General features: G+C 47.1%; 21 protein-coding genes. 2 read left to right on the forward strand and 19 right to left on the reverse strand.

Annotated features, from left to right (window positions below):
* Positions 1-52 precede the first annotated feature (52 nt).
* Together NSB28_RS11490 and NSB28_RS11495 are read right to left on the reverse strand one after the other, a co-directional pair.
* A complete protein-coding gene (locus NSB28_RS11490) occupies positions 53-1540 on the reverse strand; it encodes a response regulator transcription factor (protein WP_109627435.1) in 1488 nt (495 codons plus the stop codon).
* Complete coding sequence (locus NSB28_RS11495; protein ID WP_109627438.1) at positions 1512-3278, reverse strand: cache domain-containing sensor histidine kinase; 1767 nt, start codon at positions 3276-3278, stop codon at positions 1512-1514. The genes NSB28_RS11490 and NSB28_RS11495 overlap by 29 nt, the downstream gene beginning before the upstream one ends.
* A 193-nt stretch (positions 3279-3471) precedes the next feature.
* Here NSB28_RS11495 and NSB28_RS11500 point away from each other — a divergent pair, with 193 nt between their 5' ends.
* Complete coding sequence (locus NSB28_RS11500; RefSeq protein WP_109627440.1) at positions 3472-5145, forward strand: bifunctional diguanylate cyclase/phosphodiesterase; 1674 nt, start codon at positions 3472-3474, stop codon at positions 5143-5145.
* A 114-nt stretch (positions 5146-5259) separates the two neighbouring features.
* Here NSB28_RS11500 and NSB28_RS11505 read toward each other — a convergent pair whose 3' ends face one another.
* A complete protein-coding gene (locus NSB28_RS11505) occupies positions 5260-6519 on the reverse strand; it encodes a hypothetical protein (protein ID WP_109627442.1) in 1260 nt (419 codons plus the stop codon).
* A gap of 236 nt (positions 6520-6755) precedes the next feature.
* Here NSB28_RS11505 and NSB28_RS11510 point away from each other — a divergent pair, with 236 nt between their 5' ends.
* On the forward strand, positions 6756-7496 hold the full coding sequence (locus tag NSB28_RS11510) for a helix-turn-helix domain-containing protein (protein WP_109627444.1): 741 nt from the start codon (positions 6756-6758) through the stop codon (positions 7494-7496).
* A gap of 67 nt (positions 7497-7563) precedes the next feature.
* Here the strand turns inward: NSB28_RS11510 and NSB28_RS11515 are convergent, their stop codons facing one another.
* The 16 genes from NSB28_RS11515 to NSB28_RS11590 form a co-directional block, all read right to left on the reverse strand.
* Positions 7564-8025, reverse strand: a complete 462-nt coding sequence (locus NSB28_RS11515; protein ID WP_187374206.1) for a chemotaxis protein CheW — start codon at positions 8023-8025, stop codon at positions 7564-7566.
* Complete coding sequence (locus NSB28_RS11520) at positions 8009-10051, reverse strand: chemotaxis protein CheA (RefSeq protein WP_109627450.1); 2043 nt, start codon at positions 10049-10051, stop codon at positions 8009-8011. The genes NSB28_RS11515 and NSB28_RS11520 overlap by 17 nt, the downstream gene beginning before the upstream one ends.
* A complete protein-coding gene (locus NSB28_RS11525) occupies positions 10038-11006 on the reverse strand; it encodes a GGDEF domain-containing response regulator (RefSeq protein WP_109627453.1) in 969 nt (322 codons plus the stop codon). Before NSB28_RS11525 ends, NSB28_RS11520 begins: the two co-directional genes overlap by 14 nt.
* A gap of 18 nt (positions 11007-11024) precedes the next feature.
* Entirely contained in the window at positions 11025-11552 is a 528-nt protein-coding gene (locus NSB28_RS11530; protein WP_330665368.1) for a chemotaxis protein CheD, read from the reverse strand.
* Entirely contained in the window at positions 11521-12132 is a 612-nt protein-coding gene (locus NSB28_RS11535; protein ID WP_109627455.1) for a chemotaxis protein CheC, read from the reverse strand. The genes NSB28_RS11530 and NSB28_RS11535 overlap by 32 nt, the downstream gene beginning before the upstream one ends.
* A 6-nt stretch (positions 12133-12138) precedes the next feature.
* Positions 12139-12513 (reverse strand): response regulator, encoded by a 375-nt coding sequence (locus NSB28_RS11540; RefSeq protein ID WP_109627457.1) that lies wholly within the window; start codon positions 12511-12513, stop codon positions 12139-12141.
* Between the two features lie 50 nt (positions 12514-12563).
* Positions 12564-14228 (reverse strand): methyl-accepting chemotaxis protein, encoded by a 1665-nt coding sequence (locus NSB28_RS11545; protein ID WP_257497733.1) that lies wholly within the window; start codon positions 14226-14228, stop codon positions 12564-12566.
* A 47-nt stretch (positions 14229-14275) separates the two neighbouring features.
* On the reverse strand, positions 14276-14764 hold the full coding sequence (locus tag NSB28_RS11550) for a chemotaxis protein CheD (protein WP_109627462.1): 489 nt from the start codon (positions 14762-14764) through the stop codon (positions 14276-14278).
* Entirely contained in the window at positions 14761-15372 is a 612-nt protein-coding gene (locus NSB28_RS11555) for a chemotaxis protein CheC (RefSeq protein ID WP_109627464.1), read from the reverse strand. Before NSB28_RS11555 ends, NSB28_RS11550 begins: the two co-directional genes overlap by 4 nt.
* Positions 15373-15391: 19 nt before the next feature.
* Entirely contained in the window at positions 15392-15751 is a 360-nt protein-coding gene (locus NSB28_RS11560; protein WP_109627466.1) for a response regulator, read from the reverse strand.
* 7 nt (positions 15752-15758) lie between these two features.
* A complete protein-coding gene (locus tag NSB28_RS11565) occupies positions 15759-16568 on the reverse strand; it encodes a CheR family methyltransferase (protein ID WP_109627468.1) in 810 nt (269 codons plus the stop codon).
* The gene (locus tag NSB28_RS11570; protein WP_109627471.1) at positions 16540-16974 is read right to left on the reverse strand and encodes a hypothetical protein; all 435 of its coding nucleotides are present in this window, start codon (positions 16972-16974) and stop codon (positions 16540-16542) included. Before NSB28_RS11570 ends, NSB28_RS11565 begins: the two co-directional genes overlap by 29 nt.
* Positions 16965-19334 carry a bifunctional diguanylate cyclase/phosphodiesterase gene (locus NSB28_RS11575; RefSeq protein WP_109627474.1) on the reverse strand — a complete coding sequence of 790 codons (2370 nt, stop codon included), beginning with the start codon at positions 19332-19334 and terminating at the stop codon, positions 16965-16967. The genes NSB28_RS11570 and NSB28_RS11575 overlap by 10 nt, the downstream gene beginning before the upstream one ends.
* A gap of 43 nt (positions 19335-19377) precedes the next feature.
* A complete protein-coding gene (locus tag NSB28_RS11580) occupies positions 19378-19785 on the reverse strand; it encodes a chemotaxis protein CheW (protein WP_109627477.1) in 408 nt (135 codons plus the stop codon).
* Between the two features lie 121 nt (positions 19786-19906).
* The gene (gene gnpA, locus NSB28_RS11585; protein ID WP_109627479.1) at positions 19907-22069 is read right to left on the reverse strand and encodes a 1,3-beta-galactosyl-N-acetylhexosamine phosphorylase; all 2163 of its coding nucleotides are present in this window, start codon (positions 22067-22069) and stop codon (positions 19907-19909) included.
* Positions 22070-22097: 28 nt separating this feature from the next.
* Positions 22098-23147 carry a glycoside hydrolase family 88/105 protein gene (locus NSB28_RS11590; protein WP_109627481.1) on the reverse strand — a complete coding sequence of 350 codons (1050 nt, stop codon included), beginning with the start codon at positions 23145-23147 and terminating at the stop codon, positions 22098-22100.
* Between the last annotated feature and the right edge of the window lie 13 nt (positions 23148-23160).

Genomic DNA, 23160 nt, shown 5'->3' on the forward strand with positions numbered 1-23160 from the left:
TTTTTAACTAATCTTCAGGCTATGTTCAATATATTAATATTTTTTCACATTTTTACGAGGGATCGCTGCGGTACTCGCCCACTGTCCTGCCTGTCATCTTTTTAAACAGCCTCAAGAAATAGTTGGTATTAAATATTCCCACAAGCCCGGCCACCTCATCTGTGGTCAGTTCAGGGTTTCCAAGAAGCTGACTGGCTTTTTCGATCCTGACCTGATTCAGGTACTGTACAAATGTACTGCCTGTATACTTTTTAAAATACTGGCAGAAATACGGCGCACTCATGTGGAAGTGCTCAGATACTTCTTTTAATGACAGCTCCCTCATATAGTTTTCATCAATGTAACGGGCAATCTTATTGTATTCTGACACTTCCTTCTGCCTGGTATCCATAAGCGCCTGTAAAATTTCCTTTATGTACGACAGCAGGGAGTGACACGAGCCGAACCTGCTGATATAAGTATAGCTTGTCCTCTCACCATCCCCCATCCATTCCTCCAGATCTGCGGCATAATATTTCTTTAAAAGACCGGACAGGTCATATATAAACTTAACCACTTCATTTTTTACATCCTCAGGCGGTACAGATTCCCTGCGGGCCTCCCACAGAAAGTTCTCTGTATTTCTCACAGTCTCTTCATACCATTCATCTGAAAGTATCTGTTTTTCTGATCTTCCCAGTCTTATGGGCTTCTTTTCAGCTCCGTCTTGTATATAGCTAAGGCAGGAGCTTTCATTATAGAACGACCCGCTCTCATCCTTTTTCACTTTTTCAAAAACCTCCCGTGACCTTTCCAGCTCCTTGAAGACCTTTGACACATTCATATAGAGATTGGCATTAAAGTATTTCTTCATAGATTTACGTGCATTTTCATAGAAATCCAGCGTCTGCTGACGCATCTCCTCCTCCCTCTTATCTTCATCAAACCTTATGATGCAGAATATCTCCTGGGAATGACGCAGAAAGCATTCACCGTTATGCCTTATATTCAATATCTCCTGCAGGACCTCAACAGCAATTTCGAAGTCAATATCATCGGTGCAGAGATTATGGCTCTCTTCTTTTTTTCTCAGAACAATATATGCGATCCTGTATTTCTGCCCTGCCGCAGCCTCTGACACTCTCCGCCCGGAGGGCCGCTCATTTTTCTCATTGCCGCCGCGGATATGCTTCTCTTCATACAGTTTTTCTATAATAGCTACAAGCTCATCCTCTGAAAGCTCATGTTTTAGGACATACTTATCCACTCCCAGCTCCATTGCCTTTCTGGCATAAGAAAATTCTTCATAGCAGCTTAAAACTACTGTGATAAGCCCCGGAACTGTCTTTTTCAGCCTTTCTATGAGTTCCAGTCCGTCCATGCCCGGAAGCCTGATATCTGTCAGGAGCACATCCGCCATATTTTCTTCAAAATATTCCAGGGCATCCTCCGCACTGGCACAGGCCGCCTCCACTTTAATCTGTGCTCCTGAATCTTCCAGACTCATTTTTACCCCGAGACGTACAAGCATCTCATCCTCTACTATCACTACTCTCACCATTTTTTTCGCCTCCGCCGCAAATCACCGGCAGATGAAGATGGACCGCCGTCCCCATTCCTGCCGCACTGTCTATTGTCACTCCATACTCCTTCCCATAATTGAGCCATATCCTTTCTATAACATTGCAGATCCCCACATGATCGATCTCATTCTTTTCATTGCCGTTTTTTGTTATGGCATCAGGATCAAAGCCTAAACCATTGTCAGTGATATCTATCTCCAGTACACCTCCCTTTTCATAAAAACGGATCGTTATCTGCCCCACACCTGCTTTTCCCTTGAAAGCGTGCAGAATACAGTTTTCCACAAAGGGCTGCAGCAGAAGCTTCAGGATCTTGAACTCCTGTATCTCTTCCGGCAGCTCATATTCGACATCAAAATTAGTAAACCTCATTTTCTGTATGTAAACATAGCTTTCCAGCAGAGCCTTTTCTTCCTTTAGCGTAATCTCTTCGCTGTTATTGTAGGTGACGCTCATCATCAGCTTTACAAGGGACTCAACCATCCTTTTTATATTATCCTGCCTGTTCACCACAGCCATCCACTTAATTGTGTTCAGGGTATTATAAATAAAATGGGGGCCGATCTGCATGGACAGCACCTTCATCTTTTCCTCATTCTTCGCCTTCTCCTCTTCTCTGATGTTCTCTATCAGGGCCTGTATCTCATCTACCATATAATTATAGTTGTTCATGAGCATTCCCATCTCATCTGTCCTGCCCGTCTCTTCGATCTTTTCAAACTTCCGCTCCGTCACATTGTACAGTTTCCTGCTCAGCTTCTTCATGGGCCCGAAAAACTCTTTTGAGAAGAAGCAATAAGCAATGAGGATAAACAGCACATACAGACTTCCTATGATGACAGAAGCCTTTTTCATTTCAGTGACATCCTTAAAAGCTGTGCTTTTATCTGTGACAGTAATCAAAAGCCAGTCTGTCATATCCGAATAAGAACATACTACAATTTTCTCCTTGCCGGAACCTTCGTCCTCATACAGAAAATTTCCATTCCCTGTTTCCCAGGCTCTCCTGCACAGTCCCTCCTCCCCCCTGCTTCCGGTCATTTCTTTATTACTGCTTGTAATGATCTGATAGTCTTCAGATATCATGTAGTAATCCGTACTTTCCTCGTGAAAGATACTGTTTTTAAATATATTATTGAATATCTCACTGGAAAAAAAGATCCAGAAAGAACCCACATTGTGTAATTCTGAATTGACTGCTCTGCCAAGAGAGAAATTATCAGGGGTCTGGTTATAAGAAGCCGTCATGACCTCCGTGGGGTTCCACATGGCCCGGCCTTTTTGAGCGAGTATATCCTGTTCATGGCGCACAAAATAATCCTCCAGATTCTGATAGCTGTAACCGCTTCCATAGATCCTGTCCCCCAGACGGAGCACGGCGGCGGCAATATACCTGTCAGAATTTACAATACTGCTCAAAAACTGATTCACGAGAGGATTTTCTTCTGCATACTCCTCCTGATTGATATACGCCTTCATAGCTTCGTTATAATAGAGTGTCATGGATGTATTTTTATATGCCTCAAACCTGAACTCCATGTTTTTCTGGGCCTCTTTCATGATATTCTCTTTATTCTCAATCACATTATCCAGCACATAAGATGAATAGCTCTGAAGAAAAAAGACGAAGAAAACTATGCCCGGAATAATGATGCATATGGTAAATGTCAGGATCATCTTTGTCTTCACGCCAAACAAAACGCCTTTTGCCAACATAAATCCCCCCTTTTTTCCATAGTAGCATATTTTTTCTTATTTAGCTATTCTAAGGTGCCATCCTCTTCTGTGCATCGCCCGGTATGGTGCGGGCACAATTCTTCAGTGTCATACTTGTATTTTTATGAATTAAATGCTATGCTTAATTAATCAGATTTTCTTTTCTTCCGGAAAAGAAAGGGGGAAGTATGCAATGATCAAAAAAGAAATTTTTCAGAGTTTTTCAATAGACCCTTATCTGTTTTATGATGCTCTTACAAACAGCACGGACGACTATATCTATATTGTTAATATGTCAAATGATACTTCTCTTGTATCAGAGAATATGTATCATGATTTCGATCTCCCCGGCCTGCTTGTTGAAGGGCTGATTCCTTTGTGGGGAAATCTGATACATGAACGTGACCAGAAAAGATATTATAAATCCATAGAAACTATGATGAACGGGGATACAGACGAGCACAATGTAGAATACCAGATCAGAAACCGCAGCAATGAGTATATCTGGGTAGTCTGCCGGGGACTTCTGAAAAGAGATGAAAATGGTGTTCCTCTGATGTTTGCCGGGATCGTTACCAATCTCGGCTCAAGAGGCAAGATTGACAATATAACAGGCCTTTTCACTGAAACTTCCTGTAAAGGCAAGGTGGACACACTGATCGAGAATCAGGAGGAGGGCGGAATACTGCTCCTGGGGCTGGATGACTTTTCACATATAAATAAATTAAATGATCATATATTCGGGGACGCTGTACTCCGACAGTTCGCACAGACTGTCCAGTCCCTGCTGCCGATACAGGCGGAAATGTACCGCTTTGACGGTGACAGCTTCGCTATCGTATATACTGATGCGGATACTGACATGATATTAGATCTGTACGAAAAGATCCACGCCTACTGCAACCGCCAGCATGAGGTGGATGATATCAGCTATTTTTGCACAGTTTCCGGCGGTATAGCCATGATAGGGAAAGATGGGGATAATTACCTGGATCTGATCAAATTTGCGTCCAGCGCCCTGGAAGCCAGCAAATATAAGGGCAAAAATATGTGTACCCTGTTTTCACAGGAACTGATCCAGGAGAAGATGCGCCAGCTGTCCATAGCAGACCAGCTGCAGAACAGCCTTATCTCAGGTATGGAAGGCTTTTACCTTGTCTACCAGCCGCTGACAGATGCCAGGACTATGAAGGTCAACGGGGCCGAGGCCCTTCTCAGATGGCAGAACAGCCACTGCCCGAATGTGGGGCCTGATGAATTTATCCCTATTCTGGAAACTATGGGCCTGATCAATCAGGTAGGCAGATGGGTGATACAAAACGCTGCCAGGACCTGCCGTGAGTGGCTGAAATATAATCCGGATTTTGTGATGAATATAAATATCTCCTACATACAGATACTGGACGACCAGCTTATCCCATTCATAAAAAGCACTCTTGATGAGATAGGCCTTGATTCAAAACATATTGTAATAGAATTGACTGAGAGCTGTTTTGTCACAGAGATGAATTCTCTCGCTGAGACATTCCGTCAGCTCCGGGAATTGAATATCCGTCTTGCCATGGATGATTTCGGCACCGGTTATTCCTCCCTGGGGATGCTGGCCCAGTCTCCGGCCGACATTGTAAAGATAGACAGGCTGTTTATCTCCTCCATCCATGTCAATTCCTTCAACCGCAGCTTTATCAATGCAGTTATACAGCTCTGTCACAGCGTAGGCATCACGGTATGTGTGGAGGGCGTAGAACAGAAGGAGGAGCTGAGCGCTGTCCTGGACATCAACGCAGATACCATCCAGGGGTTCTATATTTCCAGGCCAATACTGCCGGATGAATTCAAGTCCCTGTATCTGATAAAACAGGATTAATATCCTCTGTAAAAACGCAGGCTGCTGTAAAATGAGTCCATTACATTTTACTGCAGCCCTTTTTATATATACAGTCCTATTCTCTGTATTTACACTGTATTGATTCTCCGCTTATCAGCCATACATCCTGTCTATCTCTTCTCTGGCGATCTCATTCCATCTCCACAGGTTCTGCGGTTTATAATCTACAGTACTCAGATCCTTTAAGACAATCTCAATGCTGCACCCCTGAGATTCTTCCAGGATCTTTCTGACATCCCTGCGGGCTGTCTCCTCATGGAAGGAGCCCCCTGAAAATATAGCCGGGCTTGGCTTGCATGACATGACATAATCCTTTCCGGCCATTTCAGCCATCTGTCTGATCCTGCACCATGGGCTTGCGGATATTTTTCTCAGATTCGGGATCTTTTTCAGGATATTCATTTTATAGTGGAGCGGTTCACAGCAGCCATAATAGTTCAGCCCAAAATGACTCATCCACCTTATCTCTTCTTCAAGGGAAAATTCCCAGTGCATCTCCTCTGATACCGTGGAAAATATCTGGGCGTTCCCGCATCCCCACAGCTGCTTTGCAGAAGCGTTCCTGTCCAGCCCCTCCGGAGCTGCCAGCATGTCAGTATAACCATATCCGCCCGAACCAACCCGGGTATTATTGTTGTTTGATGCCCAAAGGCCAAGTTCATTATACTGCTCCATCAGCTTTAAGGATGCATCTGTAAATCTTCTTACAAGCGCCTTTATATATTCCGGCCTCTCTATGAGATCATACAAGACAGGCTCCACCCCTGTCAGCCTGATCAGATAGTCCCAGGGCGTAAACCACTTTCCCCTTTCGCCGCACAGCCTTACATCCAGTATATCTCCAAATATTGTCTGCATCTTTTCCAGTTTATCTGAAGTGTCCTTCTCATCTACTGTGACAACAGGATCCATGATCTTTTCAATGTCTTTTTCACCCCTGATCTGGATATTAAAATGGCGGGACTTTATAGCGCTTGTCTTATCCGCCTGCACAGTCGTGACACTCTCAGAGATCCCAAATGCATCGTCAAACTCTCCTCCCCTGACAGTGACAGGACAGTCTATATATGGATTCACTACCATATTTCCAGGCATATGTTTCCACAGATAGATCTCCTTTCTAAGCTCCAGCTCCAGCTTTCTACAGAATTCATCCTCTGTCTGAAGAGTCAGCTCCTGGTCCACATTCATCTCATTCCAGCATATCTCATCAATATACACCGGGGGTTTTTTCATATGCAGGTCATTTGTACATATCCACAATTCCCTGTTCTCAAGGTTTTTCTCATCCATGGAAATCTGCAGCTTTTCTTTTGCCAGCTCCCGCAGCAGCTGTATTTCCTCCTGTCTCATACATATCCTCCTTCTTTGCCAATACATTTTGTATGTTGCACAATATCTGCATGAATTGATATCTATATCAAATTATATCACTTTAATTGATTTATTCACCCTAATATACTGATCTATAGTACGCAAATATTGATATCTGCAGAATATGTGCTATACTGTCTGTATACCGGCGCATCAAAAGAGGTGTACCAAAAGAGACTCGCCAGAGGGGGCATGCCGCAGAGGAGGAAAAGTCTATGGAATTATTAGCCTGGGGAAATACGGAGCTTGACAGTTCATGGTCCGTGACAGAGAAGTCCAACTGCAGCTATATAAGAATCTATCATCTCACATCAGGCAGTATCTGCTATTCTGATACCGCCATGTCATGCGCCCTGGATACGGAAGCCGTCTATATCCTTCCCTCCCACGCTCCTTTCACCATGAAGCCGGCGCCTGGTACAGACACCCACTGCACCTGGCTGCATATGAATATCTATCCAGTCCTCGTCAAAGAGCTCCTTTCAATACCTTATACACAAAAGCAGGCGCTGCTCTTCTCGTTGATGCGCTGCATTATGGAGGAAGCTTATCCGCCCGCCGCCAGCCTCAGCCACTGTGCTGAAATATTTATACAGGACCTGTACCAGATGGGCTGCCTGGAAAAACCGGACCCTGCCTTTTCTCCCGTGCTGGACTATCTGTGCGTGCATTTCAGTGAAGATATCAGCATCTCAGATACAGCCAGGCAGTTCGGCTATACTCCTGAACATTTTATCCGGAAATTTAAAAAAGAAACAGGCAGCACCCCCTATCAGTTCCTTACAGGATACAGAATGGGAAAATGCTGCGAGCTTCTCCGAAAAGGATACCCCGTATCCAGCGTGTGCGCTCTTACGGGGTATCACGATATAAAAACTTTCGACCGTGCTTTTAAGAAATACCACGGACGCACTGCTTCTGAATACCAGAAATATTTTAAAAAAATCTATCCATGATCCTAATGAGGCCTCAGTGCAGGTCAGGAATATGAAGCTCTGTCATCCAGCCAGGACACTGCATTTTTCACTGGCTGGCAAGGGCTTCCGAAGACTTTGCCAGATCCAGCTGGCATATTACTTCGCTTTCTGTCCTGTACACCGCTTTTTCCTTCCATTTATCAGGGACGAGACTCTCCCTGATATCTTCGATCTTATTGCCGTCAACAGTGCTTATCCATGGCTCGCCCTGAATGCTGATGCCAAACTGATACTGTCCGGAATCGACTACAATAACCACATTATCATGTCCGCCTTTATCCTGACCGCCCAAGGTATCTTTGGCAGGAACAGCACCTGACTTGTCCATAGCTACGATGGAGATTATATTGCCTTTATAATGGCAGATCCCGCAGAAATATTCAGGCAGGCAGGGGATCTTCTCTGCCTTTATATGAGTGCAGATCTCGATGACTTCTGAAAATTCCACCGCATATGTCACACCTTTTCCGGCAAAACAAAGCAGTTCTTTACTATTCCCATTTTCCATCGCTCTCCTCCTCATCTGCCGTCTCCGGCACAGCGCACTGGATAAAGCTGTCAGCATCCAATGCCATGCATATGCCTCCGTCTCCCATGACACAGCAGCCGTTCATCCCCGTCCTGGATCTGAACTTTGCGCCCAGCATCTTGGGGAGCAGCTTCTGCAGCAGCTTCTCACGTCCCAGCACCTCATCGGCCAGCAGGCAGGCCTCTCTCTTTGAGCCTTTTACATATAAAACAACTTTTTCTGTGCTTTCCGCCTCCAGCCCATACACTTTGGCCACATCAATGACCGGCACTACCTTATCTTCATATACAAGCACCTTTGCCCCCTGATGATCAGTGTGTATGTTCTGGCTTATCTCCCCGTATTCAAAAAAACGTTCCGCCTGGTAGAATGGCATGGAAAACAAGTGTCCTCCCGACTTAAAGAGAATATTTTCCACAATAGTGTGTGTGAGGGGCAGATAGATGATTACAGAAGTACCCTTTCCTTTTGCGCTCTCTATTTTCAGATGCCCCCCTGCCCTCAGGGCCAGCTTTTTAACAATATCCATCCCCACGCCCCGGCCGGAGTACTTGTTCACCTCATCATTTGTAGTAAATCCGGGAACAGTACAGAAGTCCAGGATCTCCTCCTCCGTGTACTCTTCCTCCGGTCTTGTAAACAGGTGTTTTTCCCTTGCCCTTTCCCTGAGGCTCTCTATATCCATTCCCCTGCCGTCATCGCTGATCCTGACTACAAGTTCGTCTCCTCTGCTCTGAGCGGCCAGCTGCACAGTCCCTTTCTCAGGCTTTCCGAGACGTCTGCGCTCCCCGGGAGGCTCTATGCCGTGATCTACAGAATTTCTGACGATATGCATCGCTGCCTCATACAGCTGGTCTACTATATTTTTATCTGCTTCCGTATCCTGTCCGGCGGCCTCCAGTTCCACTTCCTTCTGCTGGTCCCTGCAGATATCTCTCAGTACCCTGCGCAGCTTTGGGAGTATACGGGAAATGGGTACCATCCTCATGTTCAGGACAGTATTTCCCAGCTCATCCAGATATTGCCTGACAGGGCGGCAGTACTTCTCTTCCAGCTCCTCCTGCCCCTTTAACTGCAGCTCATTTGAAAAAGAGGACATCATTACCAGCAGCTCTCCCGAGAGATACTGCAGTTCATCCAGCCTGTCCACACGCACATCTACAAATTCAGATTCCTGAAATGGAGGTGACGATGCCCTGCTGTCACCTTCTGCCGCCTCACCTGATGGGACATCTTTATACTGCTGTCCCTGTTCTTTCTGTTCCGGCCACTCCGGCGTGAGCTTCTCACAGGACAATACAAATGCGCCTCCGCAAAGTGCCTCTTGTGCTGCTTTAGCCTTTCCCGGCTCTACCCTGATCAAAAGGCCTCTCTGCTTTATCTGCTCAGCCGCCTCAGGATTATTCTCCAGCCTGGCAGGCAGTGTCTCCACCTCCGGGCAGATACTCTTCAGCCTGCGCATCAGCATAAATGCGCGGATATTCTCCATCCTGCAGCCAGGCTCGAATCTGATATGCAGAAAGTCCCCCTCGCGGCTCAGAAAGGCGCGCTCTTCGGGCGTCTCCTCCTGTTCCCCTCCGGAGCCTCCACCACTATTTTCCTCTGTAAGATAATCTGCTATTCTCTCCTGGATCCTGTCCATATTTGAAGGCTCATAATTCTCATCCCGCATCCTTCCCATCTCATCCCGGATAAAATCGGCAACCTCAAATAATACCTCAAACAGCTGTCTTTTATTCCCTCCCGGAGGGCCGCTACCGTCACGCAGCTCAGAGAATAAATCCTCCAGCCGGTGGGCCACGTCAGACAGGCTGTCCAGCCCCATCATGGCTGCGGAACTCTTGACAGTATGCATGATACGGAAGATGGTATTGATATCTTCCCCTTCCAGGCTGTTATTTTTTTCTGCCTCGATCAGAATCTCTTCCAGCTTTTCTAACAGCTGTCCTGTCTCAAGCAGAAATACATCCAGCATTGCCTGCGAATCTTCATCAAAGTAACTCATCTTTCATCCCCGCTTCTGAATCCTGGGTGTACCAGACACTGCGGTTTTTACCGCTTCTTTTTCCTTCATAGAGAGCTTTGTCAGCACATTCTATATTATTGTCCAGGCTCCTTGATTCATCATAGCGGCAGAGGCCCAGAGTCAATGTACATGAGAATGTCTGATCTCCATGTGTGAGACTGAAGCCCTCCACCATTGTCCTGATCTGTTCACTTATTCCAAATGCTTCCTCGCTTGTCACGGCAAACAGGACCATCATGAATTCTTCGCCGCCCCAGCGAATCACCTTATGCCTTCTGCATACTTCCTCCATAATGCCCGATATGCAGATGAGTACCTCGTCCCCGGCCTCATGTCCGTATTTATCATTTACACTCTTAAAATCGTCTACATCGGCCATAATGATATAATTTCCGACTACCCCCGGTTCATGCATATCTATGTCCTTCATCAGATCATCTTTTACATAGCGCCTGTTATACAGGCCTGTAAGCACATCCCTGAAGGCTATATAATTCAGCTGCTCCACATTGTTCTGCAGCTCACGGTACTTTTTATCCAGCTCATCCTTCTGAAGCTTGTTCTGCAGCTGGACCATTATCCTGGATTTCATCTCCGCCGGCCGGAAAGGTTTCCTTATATAGTCGCTGGCCCCCAGAGAAAATCCCAGGTCAACATCAGTATCTCCGCTTTTTGCAGTAATAAAAATAACAGAGGCGCTGCTCTTATACTTATTCTTTATTTTTTCACACAGCTCATATCCCTTTGTATCCGGAAGCTCTACATCCAGAAGTATAACGTCGGGCTGACATTTATCCAGCTCCTGCTCTGCCTCTTTGCCGGTATGGGCCTCTCTGATGACGATATTTTCTTCTTTCATAATATGTTTTATCTGCTCGCAGACAAGGATGCTGTCATCAATTATTAATACCGTCTGCTTCTTTGCTGTTTCCATATACTCCTCCTGCTTCCACTACAGCTTTTTCCATTCCCACCTGACTGTCTTGACCGTCAGCTGTCCTGTCTCTGCCGAGAAGGTAATTGTCCTTCCCAGCCTGTCTCCTGTATCATCCGCTATAATGGGTATCCTCAGTTCTCTCAATACTTCTCTGACAGCCTCTACATTTCTCTGCCCGATCTGTGTTTCATCCACTTCGCCTTTAAATGTATCTGACCGTTCAAACATCTTCGCCCCGCCTGCGATCTTTGCCGTCATACGCCTGACATTTGCACCGCACCGTTCCATATCCTTTACCAGCGCTATTATCCCTGTATCCGCGAATTTATAGGGATTACTCTGATTCACGGCTGTCTTCTTATATGGCAGGAGTATATGGACCATCCCTGCCACGCTGCAGGTCCTGTCATACAGGCAGATACCCACACAGGAGCCCAGCGCGTATGTGATAAGCTCCCCGGGAGACCTTACTACTTTCCCTTCCGCAATTCCTACTACTGTTTTATCCATATCATATACCAAGAAGTGAAAACATTTTTTCAAGTGACTCCATCTCCGGAAGGAACAGCACATGTCCGGTAAAAGCCGTTTTGTCAGTGAAAAACCTGTTCTCTATCAGCATAAGCTCATCGCTCAGGTTGGCAAAGTGAATCATTGGAACACTGAGCAGCGCCCCCACCATATCGCTGCAGATATCAGGCACTGAGACTTCTATTTTGATGCCCATCAGCCTGGCAAGTGCATTTACATAGGAACAGCACACTATATTTCCGACTTCGCAGATAACCGACCTGCACATTTCATCCATATTGACAGGGTCCCAGTCTCCCGGTCCCAGGAGCGCATCCAGCATTACCTTGGAGAATTCTTCGTTCAGCAGGAACATGAACATTCCTGACAGCTCACCCCCTATCTCAAGAAGTATCCCTGTCTGGAATGTCTCTGCACCTCCCAGTAATTCCGGGGCCTCCCTGTAGTTAATGATCCTGACCTGGGGAAGTTCCACATTAAAGCTGTGCCCCACCATAGATGAAAGCGCAGTCACAGCATTCCCCGTACCGATATTCCCAATCTCTCTTAACAGGTCCTGGGCAGTGTCATCTAATTCTGAATAATTTACCATACTGTATCATCCCCTCGAATTTTCCAGGCAATTTTTCACAGCGCTCACTATCTGTTCTCCTTTGAAGGGCTTTACAATAAATTCCATGGCTCCGTTCTCCACGGACTCCATGATCATTGCCTCCTGTCCCACTGCCGAACACATTACCACAACTGCTGTGTTATCCTGCTTCCTTATATTTTTCAGCGCCGCTATGCCATCCATGACAGGCATGGATATATCCATTAGCACAAGATCCGGCTTCTCCGTCTCATAAAGCCGGCATGCCACTTCCCCGTTCTCTGCCTCCAGCAGATTTTTATAACCGGCTTCTGTCAGTATCCTCTTTAAGTTTACGCGCATGAACAGCGCGTCATCTACTATCAGTATTTTTTCATCCATGGCTTCACAGCTCCTTTACCACATTTATTTTTCAGTTAATTTTTAACTGTTTAATCGATCTCAAATTGCTCTACCATGCTCTTTAACAGCTGAGCCTGGGCGGACAGCTCTTCACTTGCGGCAGCGCTCTCCTCAGAAGTAGCAGAATTCCCCTGCACGATCTCTGAGATCAGCTCTATACTTTTCCTGACCTGTGTAACAGCATCCGCCTGCTGGACCGATGCCTCTGATATGCGGTCGGCCATGCCGTTGACATCCTGCATGCCGTCCACAGCCTTCATAAGTGACTGGGCCGTCTCATCCGCAGTGAGCATCCCTTCGCTGACAGCAGCAGAAGTCTTGGCCGCCAGCTCTGCAGTCATCTTAGATGCACTGCTGGTCTTGGCCGCCAGCCTCCTGACCTCATTTGCGACTACAGCAAATCCCCTGCCCGCTTCTCCGGCTCTTGCCGCCTCAACAGATGCATTCAGCGCCAGTATATTAGTCTGGAAGGCAATATCCTCTATCTCCTTCACGATTCCTGATATCTCATCAGAATTACTCTTTATCTCCCCTATCATGTGTATCATTTCTTTCATCCTCTGGTTGCTGTCCAGCACCTGGCCGCCCACCGCATCTGTCAGCTGGCTGGATTTCACTGCATTGTCCGCATTCTCCTTTACGCTGTCAGATATCTCATTGATACTGGCTGCCAGTTCCTCAATTGAGCCTGCCTGCTCTGAGGCTCCCTGGGAGAGCAGCTGGGCACTGTTTGACATCTGTTCAGCGCCGCCTGCCACCTGCTCAGCGCTGCTGCTGATCTGCTGAAGAGATGTGCGCAGCAGCTGGGCTATACGCTCCATTGCTTCCTTCAGAGCGACAAAATCACCCCGGAATTTAACATTTGTTGTATAATTCAGCTTTCCGCTTCCTATGGCTATAAGGCCCTCTTTTATTTCTGTGACATATGTATTCAAGGCTTCTGTTGTGTTTCTGATATTATCTGCAAGCTCTCCCAGCTCATTTTTAGATCTGAATGCCAGCCCTGTTTTAAGATCCCCCATGGATATCTTTCTCGCCGCCTTCTGGATCTCTATAATAGGATGCGTAAGAGATCTTGTGATCAGCATCCATATGACTGTTGTCACCAGGATAACAAGAACAGCCAGCACGATGATCAGTGTCACGATCCTGCTTTCAACACCGTGCGCCTCCTCCAGGTACTTATCAGCTGATACTGCAGCCTGCTGGCTGATCTCTTTTAAAGACGCCCTGGCTGCCTTGGCTTTTACCTCATATTCTTCCTCATAAACCCTAAAAGCTTCTGCATTATTATTTGCTGCCAGAAGCTCTAAAACCTTATCCCGGGACGGCTTTAATTCATTCAGCTGGACCTTAAGAGCCTCTACCGTATCCTTCGTATCTACAGATTTCTCCATTAATACCAGGATACCATCTTCCACAGTCTTGACAAATTCATGTGCTTCCTCCAGATAATCCTTATCAGCATCATCACTTCTTGTCATCATGGCAAGCATGTTCCTGCCAACTCCCTGTATAGCCGCCCTCATGTCCTTCGTTGTACTTACGATCTGATACGGGCTGTCATAAAAACCCTGAAAAGAGCCTGACATGCTCTCCACAGCCACAACTGCCGATACCACAGTCACTATATACAATAAAACAATAACAGCAAAAGCCATAAACAGCTTGCTGCCCACTTTCAGATCTTTCACTTTCCCCTTCATCTGCTCACTGACCTTTCACGTACTTATCCCAGTACTTATATATAATACTTGTGTTTATTCACCAGTTCTATCTCAACATTTCCATCCTGCATCCGGAACCTGACTGTCCTGCCAAAATTGTTGCCCGTATCCTCAGCTTTTATGGGGATCTGATGCTCCTTCAGCCACTCCCTTACAGCCGCCACATTCCGGCGCCCTATATTCTCCTGCTCCCGCCCATTAGCAAACCGGAATATCTGGGCACCGCCGATGACCTTGGCCCACAGCTTTTCTCTCTCCGCTCCCAGCTGCTCTACCTCTTTTGTAAGACATTCAAGAGCCGTGTCCACATACTTTAATTTTTCATCTGCCAGAAGCTTCATGTCTGTCCTGCTGTCCGGGAAGAGGGTGTAGACCATTCCTCCCGCCCTGCTGCCTTCATCGTACAGGCATACAGCTACGCCTGATCCCAGCGCTTTTGCCATAATCTCATCTTCATCTCTTCCCACAGCGAGATTATTCGGCCTTATCTGATACAAATTCATACCTCCACCCCCAATGACTTCAGAAATCCTACTGTTGACTCCTGATACATCATAAAACACAAATGGCTGGCCTTTTTCTCATCCTGTCCGTAAAAACCGCTCTCCACACAGACTATGTATTTCCCCCTGCCTGATGTCCAACCGGCCGGCTCTGTAACTACCGCGCCTGCCATATCCACAGATACCGCAGGCGCATGTATCTCTATCTTTTTATCCGTATAGCTTGAGATCGCCGTAAAGTACGCAGACGTCATAATGTTAGCTATCTCCTTCATAACTGAAAGCTTCTCCTCGTCCAGATCCTGCAGCCTGGCTTTCGTCCCCTGAAGGGATTCAAATATATCTGAAACAAAATCCTGTTTCCAGACAAAAAGCAGCAGTCCCGATATCTCACCGCACACAGGAAATAAAAGTCCCAGGACTCTCTCATCATCCTGGCCCAGTATCTCCATAAGCCTGTCATAATCCAGCAGCATTACATTGGGAAATATCTCATTTATGGGCCTTCCGATCATATTGGACAGGGCTGTGACTGCACTTCCTGTCCCTATATTTCCCATCTCCAGGAATATGTCTGTTGCCTCTTCTTCCATAGTATCTTTCTTCACAGCTTTCCCACCTTCCGGTCTACAGGTATTTTTTAATGATTCCAGCCAGATTTGTACTCTTGAACGGCTTTGTAATATAGTCAGAAGCTCCTTTTCTGACCGCCTGCTCTATTGTCTTTTCCTGCCCTATCGCAGAACACATGATCACAACAGCCTCAGGATCTATTTTCATTATCTCATCCAGCACATCCAGACCGGATTTGCCCGGCATAGTAATATCCAGCAGAACGATACCGGGCCTGGACTCCCTGTAGATCCTTATCGCCTCATCCCCGTCGGCAGCCTCCAGCAGGTTTTCAAACCCGCATTCATTCAGTGCTGTCCTGATGACTCTTCTCATGAAAAGTGCGTCATCTACAAATAATATCTGTACATCCATATTTCTCTTATTCCTTTCTGTACGCAGCTGAACCAACGTAATTTAATGATGTCTCATCCTTGGGAAGAAGCTCTGAGTGCCCCACCAGCAGATATCCCCCCGGCCGCAGGCTTTTTTCCAGTTCCCTTACAAGCCTTCTCTTATCAGCAGTGTCAAAATAGATCATCACATTCCTGCATAATATCAGGTCAAACTGTTCCTTTTCCTGCACATAATCCTTCAGATTCTGTTTCCTGAACCTGACAGGCGTCCTGAGCGCTTCCTTTATCTGAAAGGTCTGGTCCTGCCCGACTGTACAGTACCGCTCTCTCCATGCAGGCGGGATGCTCTCCAGCTCCTTCAGCTTATAGATGCCGCTCTGTGCCTGCTTCAGCACAGGCTCTGAGATATCAGTTGCCAGCATCATGACTACGGGCATCCAGCTGCCTGTCTTTCTGTATTCCTCCAGCGTCATCTCCAGCGTGTAGCATTCCTGACCCGTTGAACATCCCGCACACCACACAGAATACACCGAAGGCATCTGTTTCCTGCTGACCTCCGGCAGTATCACATCCCTGATCAGCTCAAAATGCTTAAATTCCCTCATAAAATATGTATAATGGGTGGTGAGACGGCTTATCATATCCTCAGCCATTTTCCCCGACCTGTCTCTTGAGATCATTACCAGGTACTCGCTGAATGAAGAAACGTGATGCTTTTCCAACTCGCCCTTCAGACGGCATTCCACAAGCACTCTCTTTTTTTCCAGGTTCAGCCCATATTTTTCCTTTGCATACTGCACAATATACTCAAATTCCCTGTCTTCCAGTCTTATCACACTTATTTCCTCCCAGGATCCATCTCAGATGCTCGGGGATCTGCTCTTCATATTCGCAGGTCAGAACCTTCTTTTCCTCTGATATTTCATCTGCAGCTATCCCTGCACATCCCTGCTGCCCCCGCAGTATGACGCCGCATCTGATATCCCTCTGGCCTTTATTGCTGCAGGCCTCATCCGACAATTGGTAATATGGTACCACACACCTCCCATACATGCCAATTCCAATTATTTCCTCTCTTGACTCCGGTATATCCGCCACCACCGGGGAAGATATAACAGCCTCCACCAGCTCTACCGGGAGCAGGCTGCTCCTTCCCCCGCTGCGTATCTCTATGCAGAGTATCTCCTGATTGTCTTCATATTTTTCATCTGCCGCCGGCTGCAGCTGTTCATTTATTTCCATAGCTTTGCCTCGTGCACCGCTAACGGCGCCGGTCTTGCGTACAGATAGCCCTGGGCAATATCGCAGCCGATCTCCTTTAAGAACTGTTCGTGTTCTTCTGTCTCGATCCCCTCGGATACTACTTCTATCTGCAGTTCCCTTGTCATCTGAATCACATAGGAGATAATTATCTTCTCCCTTTCTGTCATCTTTTTCTGGAAGAAGGACTGGTCCAGCTTAATGATATCTACAGGGATATCCTTCAGCATACTCAGTGAAGAAAATCCTGTCCCAAAGTCATCCATAGACAGCACAAATCCTTTTTCCTTTATTTTTACCGCGGATTCCATTATAACCTCCGGATCATCCAGGAATGCGCTCTCTGTCAGCTCCAGCTCTATATAATCCACAGGCACTCCATATTTCCGGCATACGCTCTCCAGATGCTCCAGGAAATGTTTTTCCCTTATATGGATACGTGACAGATTGACCGCAACCGGATATACTTTTCTGCCTGACCTCATCCAGCCCTGGATCTCCCTGCATACCTGTTCGAACACATACATGTCCAGTTCCGAGATGAATCCATTCTGCTCAAACAGCGGTATAAACTCTCCCGGCATGATCAGGGCCTCCCCCGGAGGCTGCCACCTGGCCAGTGCCTCCAGACTGATATATTCCCCTGTGCGGATATCCACCCGGGGCTGATAGTATACTAAAAATTCCCCGCTCTCCAAAGCCTTCTTCATCCTGGAGGCAATATATTTCTCCCTGTCCCGGCGCTGCTGCATCTCTCTGTTAAAAAAGCTGCTGCTGCTCTTATGGTAATCCTTTATAGACTTTCTGACCATATCAGCGCACTCGATCATCTCCTGGATCTCCATGCTGCCGTCCTCTTCAGCGCAGATCCCTGCCATACAGATAAATGAAAACACCAGTCCAAGCCTGGCAGATAAACGCTCCACATGGTTCAGGAGCCTTCCCACCCTTGCCTCCAGCTCAGACGTTTCCCTGTAGTAGAACAGCAGAACAAAAGTGTCCGCCTCTATCCTGGCATAACACTCGTCCTTCTCTATAAACATTCCCAGAAGATTGCTTATCTCAATCAGGACCGCATTCCCCATGTCATAGCCGAACTCCTGATTTATTACTTTAAAATTCTTCAGGTCAAATGTGACCACAGCCCTTTTCATCCCCTGCTTACGGGGCTTTTTTGCGGCTTCCATGATAAATTTATTTTTGTTCCAGGATTCCGTAAGAAGATCCCTGTATGTAACGTGCTGTGAATATTCTAGGGATCTCACCCTCAGTATACTGGCGGCTATCAATTTCCCGGCCATAAGAAAGGTGGTGATTTCTCTTTTTGTCCACAGCCTCTCTTCCTTCATATCGCAGATGCTGATATATCCCCTGAACTCTCCCTGCTCCAGAACAGAGCTCTGCATCAGGGCTTTTGTGCCGTAAACCTTCTCACGCTCAGCTATGACCCGGTTTTCCTTTTCCAGCTCTGTAAGGCTGTTGCACACGTAAAGTCCCCGCTCATCAAAATTACGGCTGAAGGCCTTCACAAAAAAGGTGGGGATACGGAAAAGATTATCATTTTTTACCCTCAGGTTGTTTGTGTGATATTCGTATGCAGTCTCAAAATATTTCCTGTCTGTGGACAATTCCATGACGCATGCCCTGTCAGCCTGGAAATACAGGCACAGCCTCTCCATTGACATCTCAATCCCCACTGCCGCATCCTCACACAGAAACAGCATGTCTGTAAGTTCAGTTATAAACTCGATATCTGTCTCGCCCCCGAAAACATCATAGGGCGCGATCCTGCCAATCTCCACTGACCCGGCATCCGGCTCTTCTAAGAAGCTGCTTTCAGCTATGGCCTTTACATATTCTCCCTTCTCAGCGGCACATTTTACGGCATATCCCGCAGCCCTGACAAGAGTACTGTATTCTCTTATCTCTCCCCGGCACCACACGGCCCCGGTCCTGATATTCACGCCGTTTTTCTCATCCTCAAAAAATCTGATCCGCCTGAGGCCGGCACACAGCTCCTCCGCTCTCTCAGAAGCTTCTTTTACAGACCTGCATCCAAGCTCATACACGATAAAAGCATTTTCCCCCGCCCTGGCGGTGACATCAGGCCTTCTGTACAATTTTTCCAACAGAAAGGCGACCTGCCGCAGTACTGAATTCCCTGTCTCAAGACTGGCCCTTTCCTTAAAATTCTCCCAGCCCTCCAGGTAAATCATATAAAGCACGTCGCCCTCATATTCTTTTCCGTCTCTTGAATAATCCTCTATCAGTTCTTTCGCGGCGTCTTCTGTCCATAGTTTTGTCAGAGGATCGATCCCCCGGCATACTCTGTCATCCCACATGTTATTACTCTCTTTTCATTGATTTAAATCTGCCGGCATATCCTCAGAACCAGTAATCCGGCTCACTTGAGGAGACCCTCTCATACAGTGACGGCACATCTATATAATACATAGCCGGCGGTTCCGGATTTCCCGTCCAGACCACCCCAGCCAGATAATTGTTCTTTTCCCACAGTGCGGGGCCTTCCAGTGACAGTATATCCCCATCACTGATATTCACCACATCCACTACCCTATCGGACACGATCCCGAACCTGCAGCTGTCTGTGTGCATGAGCAGCGCATAGCTGCTTCTGCCCCCGTTTTTCTTCAGGCCGCATATCCCTGCAAAATCATACACGGGTATATTCTGGCTGCTTACGCTGCCCGCCCTGTCTATCACATCAACATATTCCATTAATACCAGGAAATTTATTTTTCCTGCCTGAAACAATATATATGGAGTTTCCATTCTTATCTCCTGTATCCGCAGCTAATAATGTATTACTCCTAGTTTACTAAATTAAGAGAAGAAATGCAAGGCTAATACAAACAAAAGGCCGGCCCTTTTATCCGGACCGGCTTTTTATAGCCTATATATGAGTGATCTGCGTCTCATAAGGCTTTAGTATAAAGTTCTTTTTACCATTTTCCGTCTTTACAGCAGTATGTACTTCATCCTGGCTGTTATTGAGGACCACCAGCATTTTATCTGCCGGATAATACCCGCATTCAGCATCTGCATTATCGGTTATATAATTCTGCCCGGAATTTGTCCCCTTCGCATACAGCAGGATATTAAGAAGCATCCTTGTATTGGCGTTATCCGCCTTAAAGCCGGACAGATAGATCCCCTTCCCTTTTCCGAATTCATTCACTGTAAATACAGGAAGGCCGTTCTTTTCTTCCAGGACTTTCGCCCTGCCGTCAGTGAGATACAGGTAGTCCTTTTGGGGCACTGAAGCTTTGGCTGGCATTAAAGTATTCTGCAGCCCCTTATCAATCTCATACTGCCACCTGCCGTGGCATACTTTCGCGCCTGTATCCATGTCTATTCCCAGCACCTGGGCCATTCTGAAATAATACTGGCTGCCCCCGGCTGCGGACGGCTCGCCCACTCCCAGGAATACTCCTCCCCTGTAGACCCACTGCTGGAGCTTTACAACCAGTTCCTCATCTTTCCATGCATCACCGCCGCTCCAGGCAGTGCCTGCCCTTCCCGCGTTAATCACCACATCCGCCTGTTCAAGCGCCCCTGCCTTTACATCCTCAAAGCTGATGAAGCTGACTTCCACAGGAAGTCCTGAGAGAGCTTCATTTATATGGATCAGGTCATGCATATATGTCTCGTGGAAATGTCCCGACAAAGTCCAGGAACGCAGTTTTCCCCAGCTGTGGAGGACCGCCACCCTGCATGGGATATTATACACATCCCCATGTTCATGCATCTCTTTTATCTTCCTGAATTCATCTGCCAGCTCCTCAATATAGTCACAGAAATCCGGATGATCTTCCACCAGATGCAGATAGCCTCCCAGCCCGATACGTTCTGCCGGCTGTCTTACCAGCGCCCTGCGTATGCTGATCCAGTACTTTTTGGCATCCAGTGTGGGATTCCCGCCCTCAGAGAATGTAGGGGTTCCTCCCAGGCCCACAGGAAACAGATACGGGTGGAGCCTCAGCTCATGGACCGGGACATCAGCTCCTGCGCAGAGCCTTGCCTCATAACCGGAGAATACACATTTTATAAGGCCGTCAAACCCGAACTTGGGAAACAGGCTGCTGTACGGTTCAACACCAATCCAGCTGTCATCATAGAACACATAAGCCTGCTTGCCATAGCTATGCACCAGGTCAACCAGTTTTTTTCCGAACTCTGCCACAAATCTGTTCGTAAACTCCATATAATCCAGCTGGCGTTTTCCCGGGGGCATATGAGTCACATGGAATTTTCCCTGATTGATAAAGTCTTCAGCGCAGAGCCCATAGCCATATTCTTTTTCAAAATCCTCCAATGCCCTGGGGCTTACTGTAAAGTCATAGGATCCCCAGTCCGAAAAGAGGCTGCGGTTCTTCTCACTGTCCCCCCATATCCAGACAAAGTTATAAAACATGGAAGTGAAACGCACTACCGTGGTATCAGGGTGCTCCCTGCACCAGTTGTCCATCCATGTATACAGATACTCCCGGGCTTCCTCCGATCTGGGGTCTACCGGCATCAGATGTTCCTTCTCCCAGTGGTTAGTCACATGGTTATACATGGAGATTTCTTCCCAGATCCGGTAAGCGAGAAAGCTGACTGTATATGTATGGAAAGGAACAGCTTCCTGGATCACTACATTTCCCGCTTCTTTTTCCAGTATCCAGCGTCCGCCCGGCAGCTTCTCTTTAGTAGTCCTGTCGTAGACTTCCCAGAAGCGCAGAGCCTCTTCACTCGTATTTAATCTGAATTGTTCTTTAAAATAGTTATCCAGCAGGTGGATACTCAGGATCTCGTCAACAGCCACCTCAGGCTGAGTCACCAGAAAAGTCTGCTGCAGCTTATCCTGGTGTTTTGCTGCCCATTTATTATGGTCCCTGATAATGCAGACAGTGGAATAAATGCCGTAGCCGGCTTTTGTAATGTCATCTGACAAAACCGTTCCGTCACTGTCACGGATCACGTCAGCCCCCCACTTTTTTGCCATCCTTAATGTCAAATCTTCATAACCGGCTTCTCCCGGAAGAGTAAAGCTTCCTTTAGCCATCCCCGTCATACTGCTCTCCTCCTGTTATTGGTTACTGTTACAGCGCCCCGTCGTTCCTGGAATTTCCACAGTCCAGCACGCCTGCCAGGAATGTGAGCGCAAGACCCTGTCCCCAGCCCTGTATCCAGTCTTTTGAAATATTCCTGTATCCTTCTTTGTCCTTCATAACTGCCGTCCCCCCTGATACATCCAGAACGCGGCCGTCAGGACTTATGCGGCCTGTTATCCCTTTTACCGCACGGCTGATATATTTAATATGCAGAGGATTCCCCTTTTGGAGCATAGCTGCAGCTATCCCGCAGGATGCAGATACCTCTTCATATGATTCCTCATCATCCAGGATAGTGCGCCACAGCCCGTTCTCTGTCTGGAGGAGCTTCAGGGCCGCCAGCTGTTCTTCCAGAGAGCCTACTATATCCATATATTTGGGATACAGGTAGCATTCCGGCAGTATGCTGCCCACCCGGGACATAGTATAGGACGCCCAGGCGTTTGCCCTTCCCCAGTAAAAGCCGGACATATGGTCTTTTGTGATATTATTGTAGCCGTGGTACCAAAGCCCTGTCTCCTGGTCCTGAAGGTATTTGATATGCCAGTAATACTGATTCAATGCATCGTTGATCAGCTCTTCATCCTTAAGCTTAACACCCACCCTCAGCAGGAAGTATGCAGCCATAAACAGTGTGTCAGCCCAGGCCTGCTCCGGAAAATCATTTTTTGACGACACTGTGTGCTGCAGCACAGAATCGCCAAACCGCAGGGCGTGGTTTCTGATATAATCCACCTTGCTCATCACCACTTCCCAGTATTTCTCATCCTGGGTGGCCTCATACAAAGTAATCAGGCAGTGCCCCATGGCACATGTGTTCACTGTCCAGACAGGAAGGCCCAGTTCCATATATTCATCAATCCTGTCTTTCATCAGGTTCAGATATTTTTCGCTGCCTGTCACTTCAAAGGCCCTGCTGATCCCATAATATGCCACGCCGCAGGGCCAGTCCCACGTCATATCCATGCGCATGGTCCGCACTGCGATCTTTTCTATCAGGTCTTCTATCTCTTTTTTATCAAATTCAAGTCCCGCCATAATTGCACCTCAT

The sequence above is a fragment of the Murimonas intestini genome (assembly GCF_024622195.1).
Classification (GTDB): Bacteria; Bacillota; Clostridia; order Lachnospirales; family Lachnospiraceae; genus Murimonas; species Murimonas intestini.